At 33.5% G+C, this 16,578-nt stretch carries 6 protein-coding genes; all 6 read right to left on the bottom strand.

Features of this window, described 5'->3' with window-relative positions; genetic code table 11:
• Window positions 1–45: 45 nt before the first annotated feature.
• The 6 genes from ABID42_RS13985 to ABID42_RS13960 all read right to left on the bottom strand — a co-directional run bounded on the left by ABID42_RS13985 (window position 46) and on the right by ABID42_RS13960 (window position 16,171).
• On the bottom strand, window positions 46–3,447 hold the full coding sequence (locus tag ABID42_RS13985; protein ID WP_367284168.1) for a VCBS repeat-containing protein: 3,402 nt from the start codon (window positions 3,445–3,447) through the stop codon (window positions 46–48).
• 145 nt (window positions 3,448–3,592) lie between these two features.
• Window positions 3,593–5,149: a RagB/SusD family nutrient uptake outer membrane protein gene (locus ABID42_RS13980; RefSeq protein ID WP_367284167.1), complete on the bottom strand. Its 1,557-nt coding sequence runs from the start codon at window positions 5,147–5,149 to the stop codon at window positions 3,593–3,595.
• 68 nt (window positions 5,150–5,217) lie between these two features.
• Window positions 5,218–8,298, bottom strand: coding sequence for a SusC/RagA family TonB-linked outer membrane protein (locus ABID42_RS13975; protein ID WP_367284166.1), 3,081 nt, complete (start codon window positions 8,296–8,298; stop codon window positions 5,218–5,220).
• Between the two features lie 812 nt (window positions 8,299–9,110).
• Window positions 9,111–10,346 (bottom strand): family 8 glycosyl hydrolase, encoded by a 1,236-nt coding sequence (locus tag ABID42_RS13970; RefSeq protein WP_367284165.1) that lies wholly within the window; start codon window positions 10,344–10,346, stop codon window positions 9,111–9,113.
• Between the two features lie 46 nt (window positions 10,347–10,392).
• Window positions 10,393–11,463, bottom strand: coding sequence for an alpha/beta hydrolase-fold protein (locus ABID42_RS13965; protein ID WP_367284301.1), 1,071 nt, complete (start codon window positions 11,461–11,463; stop codon window positions 10,393–10,395).
• Window positions 11,464–12,112: 649 nt separating this feature from the next.
• Window positions 12,113–16,171 (bottom strand): hybrid sensor histidine kinase/response regulator transcription factor, encoded by a 4,059-nt coding sequence (locus ABID42_RS13960; RefSeq protein WP_367284164.1) that lies wholly within the window; start codon window positions 16,169–16,171, stop codon window positions 12,113–12,115.
• Between the last annotated feature and the right edge of the window lie 407 nt (window positions 16,172–16,578).

Below are 16,578 nucleotides of genomic sequence, written 5' to 3'. Positions count from 1 at the left end.
CTAAAATTTTAATTGTTTACTCAAATATTTTAAATGGAACGCTACTTAATACCTCGTACTACTTTGTGAAAGATAGCCTGATCCAATGTATTTTTCCTGTTTCCTTTTTATTTTTTTAGTAATGCTATTTTTTTCATCCTGCTGTACAAATGAGAGCAATTTATTATTAATCTGAGAAACTAAGTATAAGCTATTTCCATTTTTCAAATGCAGTTGAGCGATGGCTCTGGCATCGCCTTTTACAAAAAAATTACTCTTTCTTACAGATACATTTTTAAAATTCCCTTTACCATCACCTTGTAAATAATTTCCGATTCCAGCGTCATATCTACCCGTCAATACTTCTGTTCCATAGTCATTGCCCACTGATAAAATGTCTAAATTTCCATCATTATTAAAGTCTTTGATAAGTGTGCCGTACATCACCGAAAATTGTGTTTCAATTGGTAATGGTTTTAATTCAAAATGTCCATTTCCTTTATTTTCTAGGTAGGAATTGGCAAAAGTGCAAGCCTGTAATTTTTTAATATTTTTCAAATCTGCGGCAGGAAGTACTTTGTCAAAAGTCGTTTCGCCATACTCTTTAAAAGTTTTAAAACGTCTTCTCATAGAAATTAATTGACCTATCAAAGTACCTCTTGGATGGACTAAATATTCTTTATCTTGATTATAAGCTGTGAAGAGAGGATCCACAATAGCATTATCATCAAAATCTTTGGCATACACACTAACAGGTTGTGATTCAGAGGCTTTCATTTTTGTGTTTAACCCTAAATTGCCTACAATATAATCTGTATCGCTATCATTGTCGAAATCCCCACCAGAAATACTGTTCCACCAGCCATTAGATTTTTCTAAGCCTTTGGGTATCATTTTAGTAAATGATTTCCCTTTGTTATTCTTATAAATACAAATGGGCATAAATTCGCCTACAACGATTAAATCCATCCACGTATCGTTATCGTAATCTGTCCATAAGGCAGCAGTTACCATTCCGCAAAGGCTTAAATCTTGTATGGAAGGAGCAATATTATTGAAATGCCCTTTGCCGTTATTTTGAAATAAATATGATTCAGGTGCAAGTGGATATTCTGTTGAACGGACTCTACCCCCACGGAAAATATCCAAGTCTCCATCTTTATCAAAATCACAAGCATTAATACAAATACCACTTGATTTGGTAATGGGCAAATAGCCGACAGAAGGTTTAAAATTCCCTTTTCCATCGTTCAAATATAGTCTATCTTGATACTTTGTATTGTTCGTTGTAAATTCTGAGCTTCCACTTACACAATACAAATCGAGGTCTTTATCATTATCAATATCAATGAGCAGTACGCCCATATCTTCTTCTGTTTTCTCTATAAAGTGTTTTTTAGTAAACTTCCCATTAGCATTCTGGAGAAAAAAAGCACCTTGTTTATGAGCCGAACCACCCACAAAAAAATCCTCTAAGCCATCATTATTGACATCGCCTACTGCAATCCCCCCTCCTAACTCAGAATGTTTATGTTGTAAAGTATGTTGAATTAAGAAATCATTATACTCCAATTCTTCAGAATTCCAGTCGATATGATACTCCAGAGAAACTTCTTTAAAAGTATAAATTTCCTCCTTCGGAAATTGCTTAGAAATAGACAAAGCATTGTTTTCGTTTATAATCAATACTCTGTCAGGGCTAATATTTTTTATCACCTGCTCTTTGCCCGAAGCCCATGTAATTTTTAAACTATCAATTTTTGAAGCATTCCCTACTCCAAAATGGATAAAATCTTCAACGGTAGATTTATAACCTCTAATCGTTTGGTGTTCGGCAAACTGATATTTTCCCTGATACCAAATATTTACTTTTGCTCCGAATGCACTTCTGTTTTGGTTATTGCCTTGTAATTTTAGCCTTAAAAAATGGTTGTTGACAGACGAGGCATCTTTATTTTTATCCATCAATTTATTACGGTAAATAAAGGCTTCATCATCAATATTATTCATGACTAAATCTAAATCACCATCATTGTCAAAATCGGCATAAGCTGTGCCATTTGTATAGGAAGCATCATCTAATCCAAAAGATTTTGTGGCATTCTCAAATTGTAAATTTCCTTTATTTTTAAATAAAAAATTAGGCTTTTTTACGCCTGTTAATGTCGCAAAGGCTTCTTGCATTTTTTTTAGCCTATCTTTAGGATTACCAATTGCTTCAAAATCTCTGCGATAAACGATGAAATCTAAGTCGGTTACATCTAAGCGATAACCGTTTGTAATGAGTAAATCTCGCCAGCCATCATTATCAAAATCGGCTAATAATGGACTCCACGACCAATCCGTTGCTGCCACTCCTGACAAGTACCCAATGTCGCTAAACGAGCCATTCCCATTATTGATTTGCAATACATTCCGAACATATTGAGGATAAAATTTCTTTCTTAAATTATCTTGAAATCTATCATATTCAATATTGGCAAACATGGTTTTTTGTCGGAGATTATCGTCTGGAAGCATATCCAAAACCACCAAATCATTTAAGCCATCGTTATTAATATCAGCCATATCTACCCCCATAGAATTCTGAGATAAATGTCTGAAATACTCATTTGTTTTATTACTAAAAGTGCCGTTTTTATTATTAATATATAGGTGGTCATTAGAGAAAAAATCATTGCCTACAAAAATGTCTGGATAACCATCCTGATTGATATCGTTGATAATTACGCCTAAACCCCAACCGTCATCTACAATTCCTGCTTCTTTTGAAACATTTCTAAAAATGGGCAAGCCTTGTTTATTATTACCTTCATTTCTAAATAATTTATCTACTCTTCTTCCCGAAGCATCATGATGTTGTCCAATACTATTATTTCGATTATAACCTTCCATCGCATTTGTTAGCAAATACATATCCAAATCTCCGTCTAAATCATAATCAAAAAAACTAGCTTGTGTACCATAAGAATCATCTGCCAAGCCTACTTCTTTCGCTGATTCCTTAAAAATTGGAACGCCATTTTTATCATTACCTTGATTAATAAAGAGTAATTTGAGGGCAGATTTGTTTCTGTCTGGATGAATCGTAGAAAGATAAATATCTAATTTTCCATCTTGATTGATGTCTATCATAGCTACACCTGTACACCACGATTTTGTGCTAACATTTGCTTTTGTAGTAATATCTTCAAATTCAAAATTTCCTTTATTTAGATAAAGCTGAGAACTCACCTGATTACCAGCAAAAAATATATCTGTTAATCCATCATTATTTACATCGCCCACACCCACACCAGCTCCATTATAGATATACTCAAACTCAAGTACGTTTAACGAATCTGTAACTTTAATGGCATTATTAAAGGTAATATTGGTATGATTAGCACTTACTTTTTCAAATAAAGTATCTTCAGAAGTACAAGCCCCAAACAAGAGAAAAAAAATAATGAAAAAAGGATATTTCATGATTGTGGTTTTTATGTAAATCAATTACCTCTACTATATATACGATTATAAAAATGCCGATTGTAAGAAACAATTAATTTTCAATAAGTAGTTGCTGATTTTCAACGACTACTTATTGAAAAATTTAACTTAAAGATACCGTATCTTAATATCCAGGATTATTGTTTTTTATGTTAGGATTATTATCAAGTTCCCCTTGAGGAATAGGTAATAACTCATGCTTATTAGCAACAAAATAGGGAAGAGGTTCTTTTTTCAATTTCCCTTGTTTTCTCCAACGAACAATGTCCTTAGCTCTCAACCATTCTGCAGAAAATTCTACTCTTTTTTCATGTTGAATAGCAGTCATCACTTGTTCTTTTGTACTTACTGGATAATTGCTTGTTGGATAATTTGGCATTTTTACATCAGCACGATTCCGAAGTTGATTCAATAATCCAACTGCTACTGCTGTATTTCCCAATTCATTTTCACATTCTGCTAAATTTACCAATACCTCTGCATAGCGCATTACACGCATATTGATTCCACTTAAATCATAGAAACCATCAGCATTTCTGTATAAGGCAGAGTATTTTCTCCAACTAATTCTTTGTTCAACACCATCTAAAATAGAAGTATTTCCTTGAACAGGATAATCAATTTCTAATCTACCTTTTCCTTGATTAACCAAATCTCCTTTGAAATATAATGAAAAGCCCATACGAGGATCTCTTTTAGTATCTCCTTTTTGTGTACGTTCAAATTCATTAATAATATCATTAGATGGAATAAGGTTTCTCCAACCTACAGCAGAATATTCTTGATGACGAATTGACGATCTTCTTGGGCTACTTCCTGCTATGTTATCGCTATCACCGTTATCCCAGCTCATGCCGTTTTTACTATCAAAGCCAACTTCAAAAATAGATTCCTTATTATATTCAGTTTCTTCCAGAAAATTATCTAAGTAATTATCTGTCAAACCAAACAAGCCTGAGGAAACAATCTTTGTTAGTTCAGTTTTAGCCGCAGCAAAATCTCCCTTGAACATCAAAACTCTTGCTAATTCAAGTTGTGCAGCGTGTTTTGTGGCACGTCCTAAATCTGCACCCGTATAAGATGAAGGAAGGTCAGCTTGAGCTTCAGTTAAATCTTTTATTACTTGCGCAAAAACTTCGTCTTGTGTATTGCGAGGTTTAGCATCGGTTGATTTTGTAGCCGATGTTGTATAGATAGGTACACCACCCCACATGGTACTAAGCTCATAATATGCCATTGCTCTTAAGAATTTTGCTTCAGCAACAATTCTTTTTTTCCTAGTCTCATCTGTTGCATTAAATGTTTTAACATTGTCTTTCGCATCAATGACCACGTTAGCACGGTGAATCATGCGAAACAGACCCGTCCAAACAGCCCCTAAAACAGAGTTAGTAGGTTGATGAACACCATTTAGCATCTGAGCACGCGGGGCCTCTAATTGCCCGCCACCTGTTGCAAAGTCATCACTACGTAAATCATTCGTAAAAAAATATTCTCTTCCAAAAAGGTTTGAGCCTGTTAAAAGGCCATATACAGCAGTAACGCCTGATTCTAATTCAGTTGTATTTGAAAAATAACTATCGGAAGTAAGTGAGCCTGGATTTGTTTTATTTAACTCATCATTGCAGCCAAAAGCAATGCTAAGGGATAATACTCCTATGTATATAAGGTTCTTTTTCATTTTCTTTTAATTTTAATTTTCCTTGAAATGATACTATCCAAGAAAAGAGCATTGTTACGGGATAAATATTAAAAACCTAATTGAAGACCTGCCATCAAAGTACGAGCTTGTGGATATTGTCCATTATCTATACCATATACAAGTTGAGCATTATCACGAGAGCCAATTTCTGGATCATAACCACTATATTTTGTGAATGTCAATAAGTTTTGAGCTGACACATACACTCTTACTCTTGAAATTGAACCACCCGCAAAAGATTTTAGAATACTTGAAGGTACTGTATAACCCAAGCTTATATTTTTTACACGCATGAATGAGCCTTTCTCTACCCATCTATTAGATGGACGAGTAGTATTTAAATTTGGGTCTCCACTTACAGCTCTTGGAATATTAGTATTCGTATTTTGTGGCGTCCAAGCGTTCAAGACATCAGTCGTTGCTCCGAATAAACGAACCATTCCTTGTGTCTGAGTTTTTAGATTGTTGTAAATATCATTTCCTTGAACACCTTGTAGAAATAAAGTAAAGTCAAAGTTTTTGTAGTTAAAGTCGAAATTGACCCCATAAGTAAAATCAGGAAGTGTGTTGCCTATCATTGTACGGTCTGAATCATCTATTTTGCCATCACCATTCAAATCCTTGAAACGAATATCTCCTGGTGCTGCTGCGCCCCCTTGGTAACTATCCCAGCTTTTACTTTTTGCTAAAGCTGCATCAGCATCAATTTCTCCCTGATTTTGGTAAATTCTATCAACTACATAACCATAAAGGTATTGTACAGGCATACCTACCTCTGTTTTAGTAACACTTGCTCCTGTTTCAGCATGACCGCCTGCAAAAATTGGAGCTTCTAATGACGTTACTTTGTTTCTTACAATGCCTAAATTTCCTCCAATTTTCCATTTAAAGTCGCCTCCATTATGATTATAACTAATCTGAAGGTCTAACCCTGAGTTTTTCATTCCTCCAAAATTGGCAATGGTATTGTTTGTGTAGCCAAGAGATGTTGCTAATGGTCTTGCGAGAATCAAACTATTATCAGATGTTTCTCGCACATAGTAATCGGCAGAAAAAGTAACTTTATTTTTAAATAAACCTAAATCAACCCCAATATCAGCCATTTTAGTTGTCTCCCAACCTAATTCTGTATTACCAAGTTGATTCGTTGATAAACCAGGAACTGTTCCATTCCCGAAAACATAAGTAGTAGCAGCACCTAATAGTGATTGCCAAGCATAATTAGGTAAACCACTGGTATTACCAACCAAACCATAGCTTGCTCTTACTTTTAACTCGTTAATAGATGCAATCTCCTTCATAAATTCTTCTTCGCTGATTCTCCAACCGATTGAGGCTGCTGGGAATGTTCCCCATTTTTTGCCAGGAGCAAACAATGATGAACCATCACGACGAATAGATGCACTTAAAAGATACTTTCCTCCAAAATCATAATTTACACGGGCAAGATATGATAAGATAGTAGTTTCACTTTTAGAACCACCTGCCGCTGGACTTGTTACATTTGGCGTAACAATGGTGAAAGTATTAGTGGAGTAATTTCCAGAAGCTGTGATACTTTCTGATTTACCAAATTGTTGTTCAGCTACTACAATTGCATTAATGCTGTGTTTTTTAAATGTTTTATCAAACGAAAGTTGATTCGTATAAAGTGTTCCGATAAAATCACCTCTTGTATCTGAAATACTATTAAATGGACTACTCATTTGTCCCGCAGTATAAATTGGAGTACGGCTCAAACTTCTTGTTGAATTATAGTCTAAACCAACAGAAAATCTATACTTTAGGTAGTCTGTAAATTTTATTTCTGTAAAAATTGAACTTAATAATCTTACATTACGATTTTGACTTCTAATTAATACAGCTGGAATCAATGGGTTTACTGGGTCAGAACCATCAGCGTTTGTTGTACCAAAATAACCGCCGATTTCTGTAGGGTTATATACAGGAGTATATGGTAAACTTTTGATTACGTTGGCTAAAGCTGTACGTCCGCCACCAACGCCTTCATCTAATCTACTTCCCATGGCAACTGTCAATGTTTGTCCGATAGTAAAGTGCTTACCAATATTATGATCTGAATTAAGACGTAAATTTCCTCTTTCATAATTAGTACCCACATAAATACCATCTTGTTTGAAATAACCAAAAGACGTTAAGAAACGAGATGTTTCATTTCCCCCCGAAATGGATACTGTACTATTTGATAAAATACCTGTTTGAAATAAGTAATCTTGCCAATCAGTGTTTGTTTGTGAAAAAGTAACGCCAGAACCAGGATAGGTTTCATTATTCATCTGACTCCAACGGTCAGGGAAAGCTGCTCCAGCAGCAGTTAATAATGCTTTACCATATTGTAAGTATTGTTGCGTATTTAAAGTATTCAATTTTTTCCAAGCAGTTTGTGTTGCCTGATAAGTTTCTACATTTACGTGTAGTTTTTTATCTCTTGTACCTTTTTTAGTTGTAACTAAAATTACTCCGTTAGCTGCACGTGAACCATAAATAGCCGCAGCACTTGCATCTTTCAATACTTCTAAAGACTCAACATCTTTCATATCTAAGTCATTCATGTTCCCTACAGGATACCCATCAATCACATATAATGGGTTTGCTGCATAATTAATAGAGCCAACGCCACGTATTCTTACGACTGGTGCAACACCCGGAGAACCATTATTAGTTACTTGTACACCAGAGACACGGCCTTGTAAAGCACCTTCAATACTTGGAACAGGCAAAGCCGTTAAATCTTTTGCACTTACTGATGCTACAGCCGCTGTTACAGAAGACCTTTTTTGAGTACCATAACCAACTACCACAACTTCTTCTAAAGCACTTACATTTGATACTAATACGACATCAACTACATTGCGACTTCCAACTTTAATTTCTTGACTAACATAACCTACCGAACTAAAGATTAAAACATCTTGGGCAGATGCCTTTAGGCTAAATGCACCTACGGCGTCTGTTGAAGTACCAATTTGAGAATTTTGTACTCTTACATTGACACCCGGTATGGGCTTTCCGTCATCCCCCGTGACTTTACCTGAAATATTTTTTTGAGCTCTTGCAAATGAACAGCATAGTAAAAGCCCGAATAGAAATAATAGTTGTTTTTTCATATTATTATTTGAGATTAAAAAAATTGAAAAGTCAGAGGGTAAATTGTTTTTCCTTACCAAAAATCTTTAGCTCTTTCTATAGAAAATCATTACTAGTTTGATTACTCCATAAAGGGCAAAGAAAGCCCATCCTTCAATAATTTTATTGAAAATCATTGAAGGGAATAAAGTATTTAACTAGAGATATTTACAGCTTTATTTAATGAGCATACAAGATTGGGTAAAGTAATAGCATCATAACACCATCTGTAATAAAGTCAATATGTTTCTCTGGCAAATTTCATATTGGCTTTTAGTAAAATCTGTACGATATTCTCGAAAGACTTTCTTTTGAGAATGTTAAATGATTTATTTCACCATAAGCAATAATACTTTGTTTAAAATTATCTTATAACACCATAGAACACTATGTTGAAAATAAAAGGACTCTCTCTGTGAAATCCTTTATTTTCTACCAATTAATCTTGCTGAACAGGCAAAAATCATTTTAAACAATTTTAGTCTTTACATTTATCATAGGCAATATTTTTAAGAGATTATAGTATAACACAATAGAACACCCAATGCAAAAAAAAATGCAGGATAGTTCAATTAACGATTGAGGAAAATAATGCAAAAACCCTGTGCTAAAGTAACACTTTTGAAAAACTAAAGAAGACCAGAGAGAATCCAATACACTTGGATTGGATATAGTAAAATTAAATATTAAATATAATACCAGCAACTTTTTATTTAATAAATTCAAGAATAAAAGCGTTCCTGCATCTCTATATTTAAACCTCTCTACAATCAAATTTAGTATAAAATAATATTTACTTAGGCTTGATAATCTGATACTTACCGCTCAGGTGCATCAAACTAAACAAATACATTAATCCATCATAATAAGGGTCAAAATATCCATCTTCGTAAGGTTCTAATTTAGCATTCCAAATAGCTCGTACAAAATCAACATTGTTTTTATCCTGATTAATAAGCGATGCTGTTGCTGCTGTAGAAACTAAACCAATTGAATGTCTTAATTTTGGAACATTACCAGCTTTCAAAATAAAATCAGGTTTTGAACCATCCAGATTAAACTGGTCATCATAAGTATCAATACCCTTTGAACGAAGAAAGTTTTGAAACCTTTTGGCATAATCTTCTTGCCAAGTTTTATCTTCTCCAAACCATGTATAATCCATCGTAATATTCATAGGCACTCTCCATGAATCATAACGAAAACCTGCTGGCATCCAACGAGTTGGGTGAGGTACTCCACTAAATTCTGTATAATCAGAATTTAACCCTGTTATTGGATGACAAGCTCTGTGTAAAAAGACACGAGAGGTATCGGCACATTCTTTATAAAAAGCTTCATGACCATCTTTAGCATATAACGCCCATACTTCATAAAATGCAGGTAGGTGGTATGATGGGTCTGTCCACTTATAACTATTCCCTTCTGGTACAAAAGTAATTTGCTTATGTTCTGTATTTATCAGATTATAAATATTCCCTGTACCATCTTTTTTCCACATGGCATCTAATATTCTTCGGGCTTCATTGTAATAATGAATACCTGTATTATTTCCCCATTTGTTAGCTGCGAAGAGCAAACTCGTAACATAATACAATTCGCCATCAGAAGCTGAACCTTCTGAATTTTTTTTCATGGTTTCGGGATTGATACTCCATGCAAAGTATCCTTCTCGTGGCCCGCTTTGATGTTGGAGGTACTTTTTTGACCATCTCCAAATTTTATCAAAAACCTCCTTTTTATTGAGTTGAACCGCAATCATCATTCCATAAGAAAGCCCTTCGGTTCGGGCATCATGATTTTTTACATCAGATACATAAGCCATAGAATCACCTACGGCAAAATATACCCGATTGGACCCTTCAAAAATATCATAATATGCTTTGTTAACTTTAGCATCTATCTCGTTTTGACTATATCCTACTTCCAAAAACAGATTACGATATTTCCCTGAAACAATGGATGCTTGGCTATTTCCTTTTTCCGAATAAAAGTTTTTGTCTTGTGAAAAAGTATTAAAGCTTGTCATTAACAGACCGATTACAACTAAAAAATATAATCTCTTTTTGTGCATATTATTTAAACAATAAAGGAGCTAACTCATGTAAACTTCTACGCCATGTTTGAAATTCGTGACCAGTTTTATCTGAAACGTAAGAAACAGCGTTAAAACTTGCCTCTTTTAATGCCTCTACCGCTTTTATTACGCCTTCTGGTCTTTCTTTGCTACCGCAACTCAAAAATATAAGTTTCACTTTCGATTTATCTTTGATGTCGGTTGGCGCATAAGTACCACCACTTAAAAGAGCATAATGCGAAAATACCTCTGGATTATTCAACGTAATGGTTTTAGTTTCCATACCACCCATGCTCAATCCAGCCATAGCACGATGCGTTTGTTTAGCAATTGTTCTAAAATGAGCATCAACGTATGGAATAAGCTCATTGACCAAAACTGTTTGAAAAGGATCAATTTTGAAATCTTTCATTCTCCCAAATTTTACTTCGTTGGTCATACCATAAGTATTTACGATAATGAATGGCTTAATTTTACCTTCGGCTATCAGGTTATCCATAATTAAATTGGCATGACCTTGGTTCATCCAAGCAGTTTCGTCTTCGCCCCAGCCGTGTTGTAAGTAAAGTACAGGATATTTATCCTTGCCTTTTTCATAGCCTGGCGGAGTATATACAAATGCTCTAAGAGAGGTATTGTTGCTTTGTGAAGGAAACAATACTTGCTGTACATGACCATGAGCTACGTTTTTGAGCGCATAAAAATCTTGGTCGTGTGCTGGAATTTCTATCCCACTTTCCCAACGAACAGATCCATAGTAGTTTAAAGCGCCCGGGTCGTTAAATTTTCCTCCATCAATTTTTATGTTATAATAATGAAAACCTTCGTCCATCGGACCTTCTGTAGTTCCCATCCAACTACCATCACTAGCTTTCTCTAATTTGGTGCCTCCTTTACCACCAAGACCTAAGCTTACACGAACACTGTCAGCAGCAGGTGCAATTATTTTGAAACGGGCATAACCTTGAGAGTTTACCATAGGGTATTCTTGCTGTGGCTGATTGAGAGGAGACGGTTTAAAATCTTCAATAACGGCTGGTTGCTGTGCGAAACTCTGTTGGGCAAGCATAGCAACGAATATTCCTACAATAATTGATTTAGCTTTTATTTTCATAGTGTTCAAAGTTTTAATTCAATGATTTAATTGTGATTGTTTTTCAATAGTTTGGTTCGGATATAAATTAAGTAGTGATATATTTTTAAATTTCTTCTCAGCTTTAGTGTATTTATTTAGCTGAATTTCCCCTTTCATTTTTCCAAGAATATACTCTACTCATAAACTATACCTATCAAAAATCTTCTTGATAAGTCGATTTCATGTGTTAACCTTTCTTAATAAAAGATAGGTTTTATTGATAAAGCGAAATCTCTATTTTTTGATGGTGTAAAGTAAACGAATAGTTAAAAAATTGAGTAGCACAGATTAGCAAATATGCCTACAAAATGTTCAATGAACCCAAAATTTTCAAATTAATATCAATAATATTATAAAAATGAATCCTAAATATAGAAAATGTAAAGAGTAAAAATATTTTTCATAGAAATAGGCAACTTGTATAAAGTCAAAAAAATGCTTCATTATTGCTACTTATCAGTAACGTTTTCATGCCTTTATTAGGAATAATCAAGTGAAGAGGCTGTTCAAAAATGGAGTTACAAACAAGTATTTTCCGACCCAAATAAAACCTCGTAACATCATTCAAATTAATGAATGTATTTTATTTCCCTCTTTTTAACTTAATGTATTCTGTAGGCGAAATTTCGTATTTGATTTTAAAGGCACGAGTAAAATAATTTGGATTTGAAAAGCCAGCTTCATAAGCAATTTGTGAAACTTTCATATCACTTTTTTCAAGTAGCGGCAAGGCTTTAGTCAATTTAATAGAACGGATATACTCTATCGGCGTTTCTCCAGTAATCTTCAAGAGTTTACTGTAAAGTGTACCTCTACTCATATTCATTATCTGGCTTAATTCTTCAATAGAAAGCTCAGAATCATGAATGTGTTCATCAATGTATTTGTTAATTTTTAATAAAAACTTTTCATCTTCCAAAACAACCTCTGTTTCAGAGGTTTCTATATTAATTTGCTTTTTATACGTATTTTTAAAAGTACTGTTTAGCTTTAGCAGATTGTCTATTTTAATGCTAAGAACCTCGAAACTGAATGGCTTGGTCAAATAATCATTTGCTCCTGTTTTAAGCCCTTCTAGTTGTTCTCCTTCATCTGTCAAAATAGTTAAGAGTATAACGGGAATATGCTTTGTTCTTTCATCTTTTTTTATTTTGTTCACCATTTCTATGCCATCCATATTAGGCATATTTACATCACTCACAATGATTTCTGGATGCGATGATAATGCCTTTTGCCAACCCTGTTTTCCATCAGCGGCTTCAATGATTCTATACTTTGATTTTAAACTTTCTCTTAGAAATATGCGAAGGTCGTAGCTATCGTCCACAATCAGGACTACAGGTTTTTCTGTAATGTCAATTTCTTCCTCACTCTTGTGTATATACGATAAGTCTTCTGATACTGTTTTTTCGTCCTCTTTATTGGTTTGGTTAATCTTTTGTTGTTCTTGAATAAAAGGGAAATATAGGGTAAAAACACTTCCTTTATATTCTTCACTTGCTAATTTGATAGTTCCGCCATGTAACTTAACAAACTCCTGAGCAATAGATAAACCAATTCCACTACCTTGGTTAAGAATATGGGATGGACTACTTACTTGGAAAAATCTTTCAAAAACTTCTGCCTGCATTTTCTTAGGTATGCCAATGCCCGAATCACCAATGATGAGTTCGACACCATTATTTGAAATAGATTTGATGTGACAGTATACATTACCATTTTCGTTGGTAAACTTTATTGCATTTGAGAGTATATTTATCAAAATACGCTCCATTTTATTTTTATCAAAATAAGTACTGTATTCATCAATAGTACTGGCAAATTCAAGATGGATATTTTTTTCTGAGGCAATATATTTAAATGAGTCAAAAATTTCCTTTACCAAAGGAACAAGGTCTTGCAACATTAAATTTAGCTTGAGTTCATTTTCCTCAATTTTCCTGAAATCAAGTAATTGATTAACAAGGTTCAAAAGTCTTTTTGAATTTCTATTGATAAGATTTAGCATTTCAATTTTATCATTACTTTTCTCTCGGAACAAAAGATTTTCTACTGGATTCAAAATTAAAGTAAGGGGCGTTTTTAATTCATGGCTCAAATTGGTCAAGAATTTAATCTTAAGTTGTTCCAATTCCATTTTACGTTCTGCCTCGGTTCTCTCCTGTTCAAGGGCAAATTCATTTTTTAATTTTTGAACTCCCCTTCTCCTTATCATCCATAAAGTAAATATCAATGCTACCAAATATGCTACATAGGCATAATAAGTACGCCAAAATGGTGGGTGAACATTAATAAGAATGGTTTTTTCGGGCGTTTGCCAAGTACCATCCTCACTTTTTACTTTTAGCCTAAAAGTATATTTTCCGGGGTCAAGATTGGTATAAACGGCTGTCGTAACAGAGCCAACATTGTTCCATTCTTTATCAAAACCTTCAAGCTGATAAGTATATTGGTTTTCATGCGGAGCAGTGTAATTTAAAGCGACAAAGTCTAAAGAAAAATTTTGTTTATAGCTTAAATTGATTTCTTTGGCTAAAGTAATATCTTCTTTAAGTTCTGTATTTTCAATAGGATTAGCTCGTTTATTATTGATTTTTATATCAGTAATTACAACGGGCGGAGTTTTAGTATTTTGAAACAAATGGCTGGGGTTGAAAAAATTAAAGCCATCTAGCCCACCAAAATACATTTCTCCTGTTTTTGTTTTGATTCCAGCGCCGACATTGAATGTTGTATTTTGAATACCGTTTCGATAAGTAAAATTCTTAAATCTTTTTTTACTTAAATCAAACATCGAAATTCCTTTATTGGTACTCAACCACAGTTTTCCAGCATTATCTTCTAATATTTTATAAATAACATTATTAGAAAGTAAGTGTTCTTCTCCATACTGTTCAAATTTTCTTCTTTTTTTATTGTATAAGTATAATCCTTCTCCCCATACACTCACCCATATTCTATCCAGTTTATCCGAATAAATACTGAGTATTCTATGAATAGGTAAATTATCTTTCGTTTGATTAAAGGTAATTAATGTATGTTTATCTGAATTATAAATTATGAGTCCACTTCCGTTTGAGCCAACCCAAACATTTCCTTCTTTATCTTCTTCAATTGCTGTAATAAAATCATTTAAAGAATACTCTTTTTTGAGTTGTTTATCGAGAATATTCGTGAAAGGGACGAATGTACTTGACTCAGCCAAGCAAACATACAAACCTGCACCATTTGTACCAACCCAAATGTTACCCTTCGAGTCCACTTTTAGGCAATTAATCACAATAAAGTATTTGTTCAATTTATCTTTAATAGCGAACAGAGGTTTTGTTAGGTGTGTTTTTTCATTGAGGCTAAATATTCCCTCACTACTTGTGCCAACAATCAAATCATCTCCTTTTTTTTCTAAAGCTGAAATATTTTTAATCTTTCCTTGGGAAGAGTAAATCGCAACATCATGAAAAACGTTCTTTTTAGCATCAAAAATATTAAGCCCTCCCCCATCTGTACCAACATAAAGATTCCCTGAAGCACTCTCTGCAAAAGCCATCACAGAAGAGCCTTTCAATCCATAACTTTCATTGGAAAGATGAAATCTATGCTGAAAGAAAGCTAAATTTTTATCATACTTATTCACCCCTCCGTTGACGGTAGCAAACCAATTAATACCATCTTTTCCGATATAAATGTCTTTTATATTATAGCCCGCAAAACTTCCAAATGGATTGTTTTTATCTGGCAAAAGGCTTTTTACTCTAAATGCTGTATGGTTTTTAATATCAAAAATTGACAAACCATGTTCTGTGCCAACCCAAAGATTGCCATTGCCATCAAAATTAATTTTATTAATGATGTTATTGCTAATCGTTAGTTCGTCAGTCTCAATACTTTTAAAACTATCAATTTTTCCTGTGGTGAGATTCAATACATTTAAACCTAAATCAGTACCTATCCATAAATTCCCGTTTCGGTCTTCCGAAATGGTTCTGACACTATTGTTTGAAAGTGAATTAGAATTATTGTTTTCGTGCACATATTTTTTAATCACTCCTTGATTACAATCAAGTAAATACAAACCTGATTGTGAACCAACCCAAATCTGCTTTTTACTATCTTCAAAAATACAATAAACCAATTCCGAGGCTACATTTTTTCTATCAACCTTATACGAACTAAAAGCTTTTGTTTTTCTAGTTTTAGTATCAAAATAAAAAAGTCCATTGTAAGTACCAACCCATATATTGCCCAAATGATCGGAAGAGAGTGTATGTATCCAGCCTGTTTTTGTAAAATCAAAGTTGGTGAATTTGTCTGAACTCCTATTATATAATGCCAGCGTTAGTTTTGTACCTATCCATAAATTTCTGTTTTTATCTTCAGTAATAGCCATTACTTCACCTCTTCCTATACTCTCTTTATCATTTTGTTTATGCCTGTAAACGGTAAAATTTTGTCCATCAAATTTATTAAGTCCGTCTTCAGTACCAAACCACATGAAGCCTAATTTATCTTTATAAATAGCATAAACAGTATTTGAAGCAAGCCCATCTTTGCTATTAATATTGATAAAATTATAATTTTTTACTTGTCCAAAAGATTGTTGGAACAGCAAAAGTAAAAAAACAAAAAGGTATCTATTTGTCATGATTCATCACGTTATTCATCCAATAATAGAAATACTATCTGTTTGAAAAACAAGTATTTAAAAGAGGCTATATAAAACAAAAATAATTATCATCCTTAACCTTTGATTGAGGCAAATGAAAAACAAAATGTGTAAAACAGACACAAATGTAAGAATACATATCAAAACACTCATAATATTGTTTAAAATAATATTATAAAAATATAATTTTAACTCCGATTTCTACAAAAATTGCTAAAGCTAATATTTAAGGATGAAAGGGTAGTTGCAAGCGAGATATGACCAAAGAAGGAAAACACAAAGTAATATTAGTTACAAAAAAAGGCAAAATGGTGTGAACCAAATTGCCTTATAAATCGAGTATCAAAAAACGACGTATTGGAAGTTTAAGACATCAGTGTATTTCA

The organism is Arcicella rosea, from assembly GCF_040543805.1.
GTDB classification, from domain to species: Bacteria; Bacteroidota; Bacteroidia; order Cytophagales; family Spirosomataceae; genus Arcicella; species Arcicella rosea.
The sequence above is the reverse complement of the archived record's forward strand: the minus strand, read 5'-3'. Positions and strand labels throughout refer to the sequence as shown.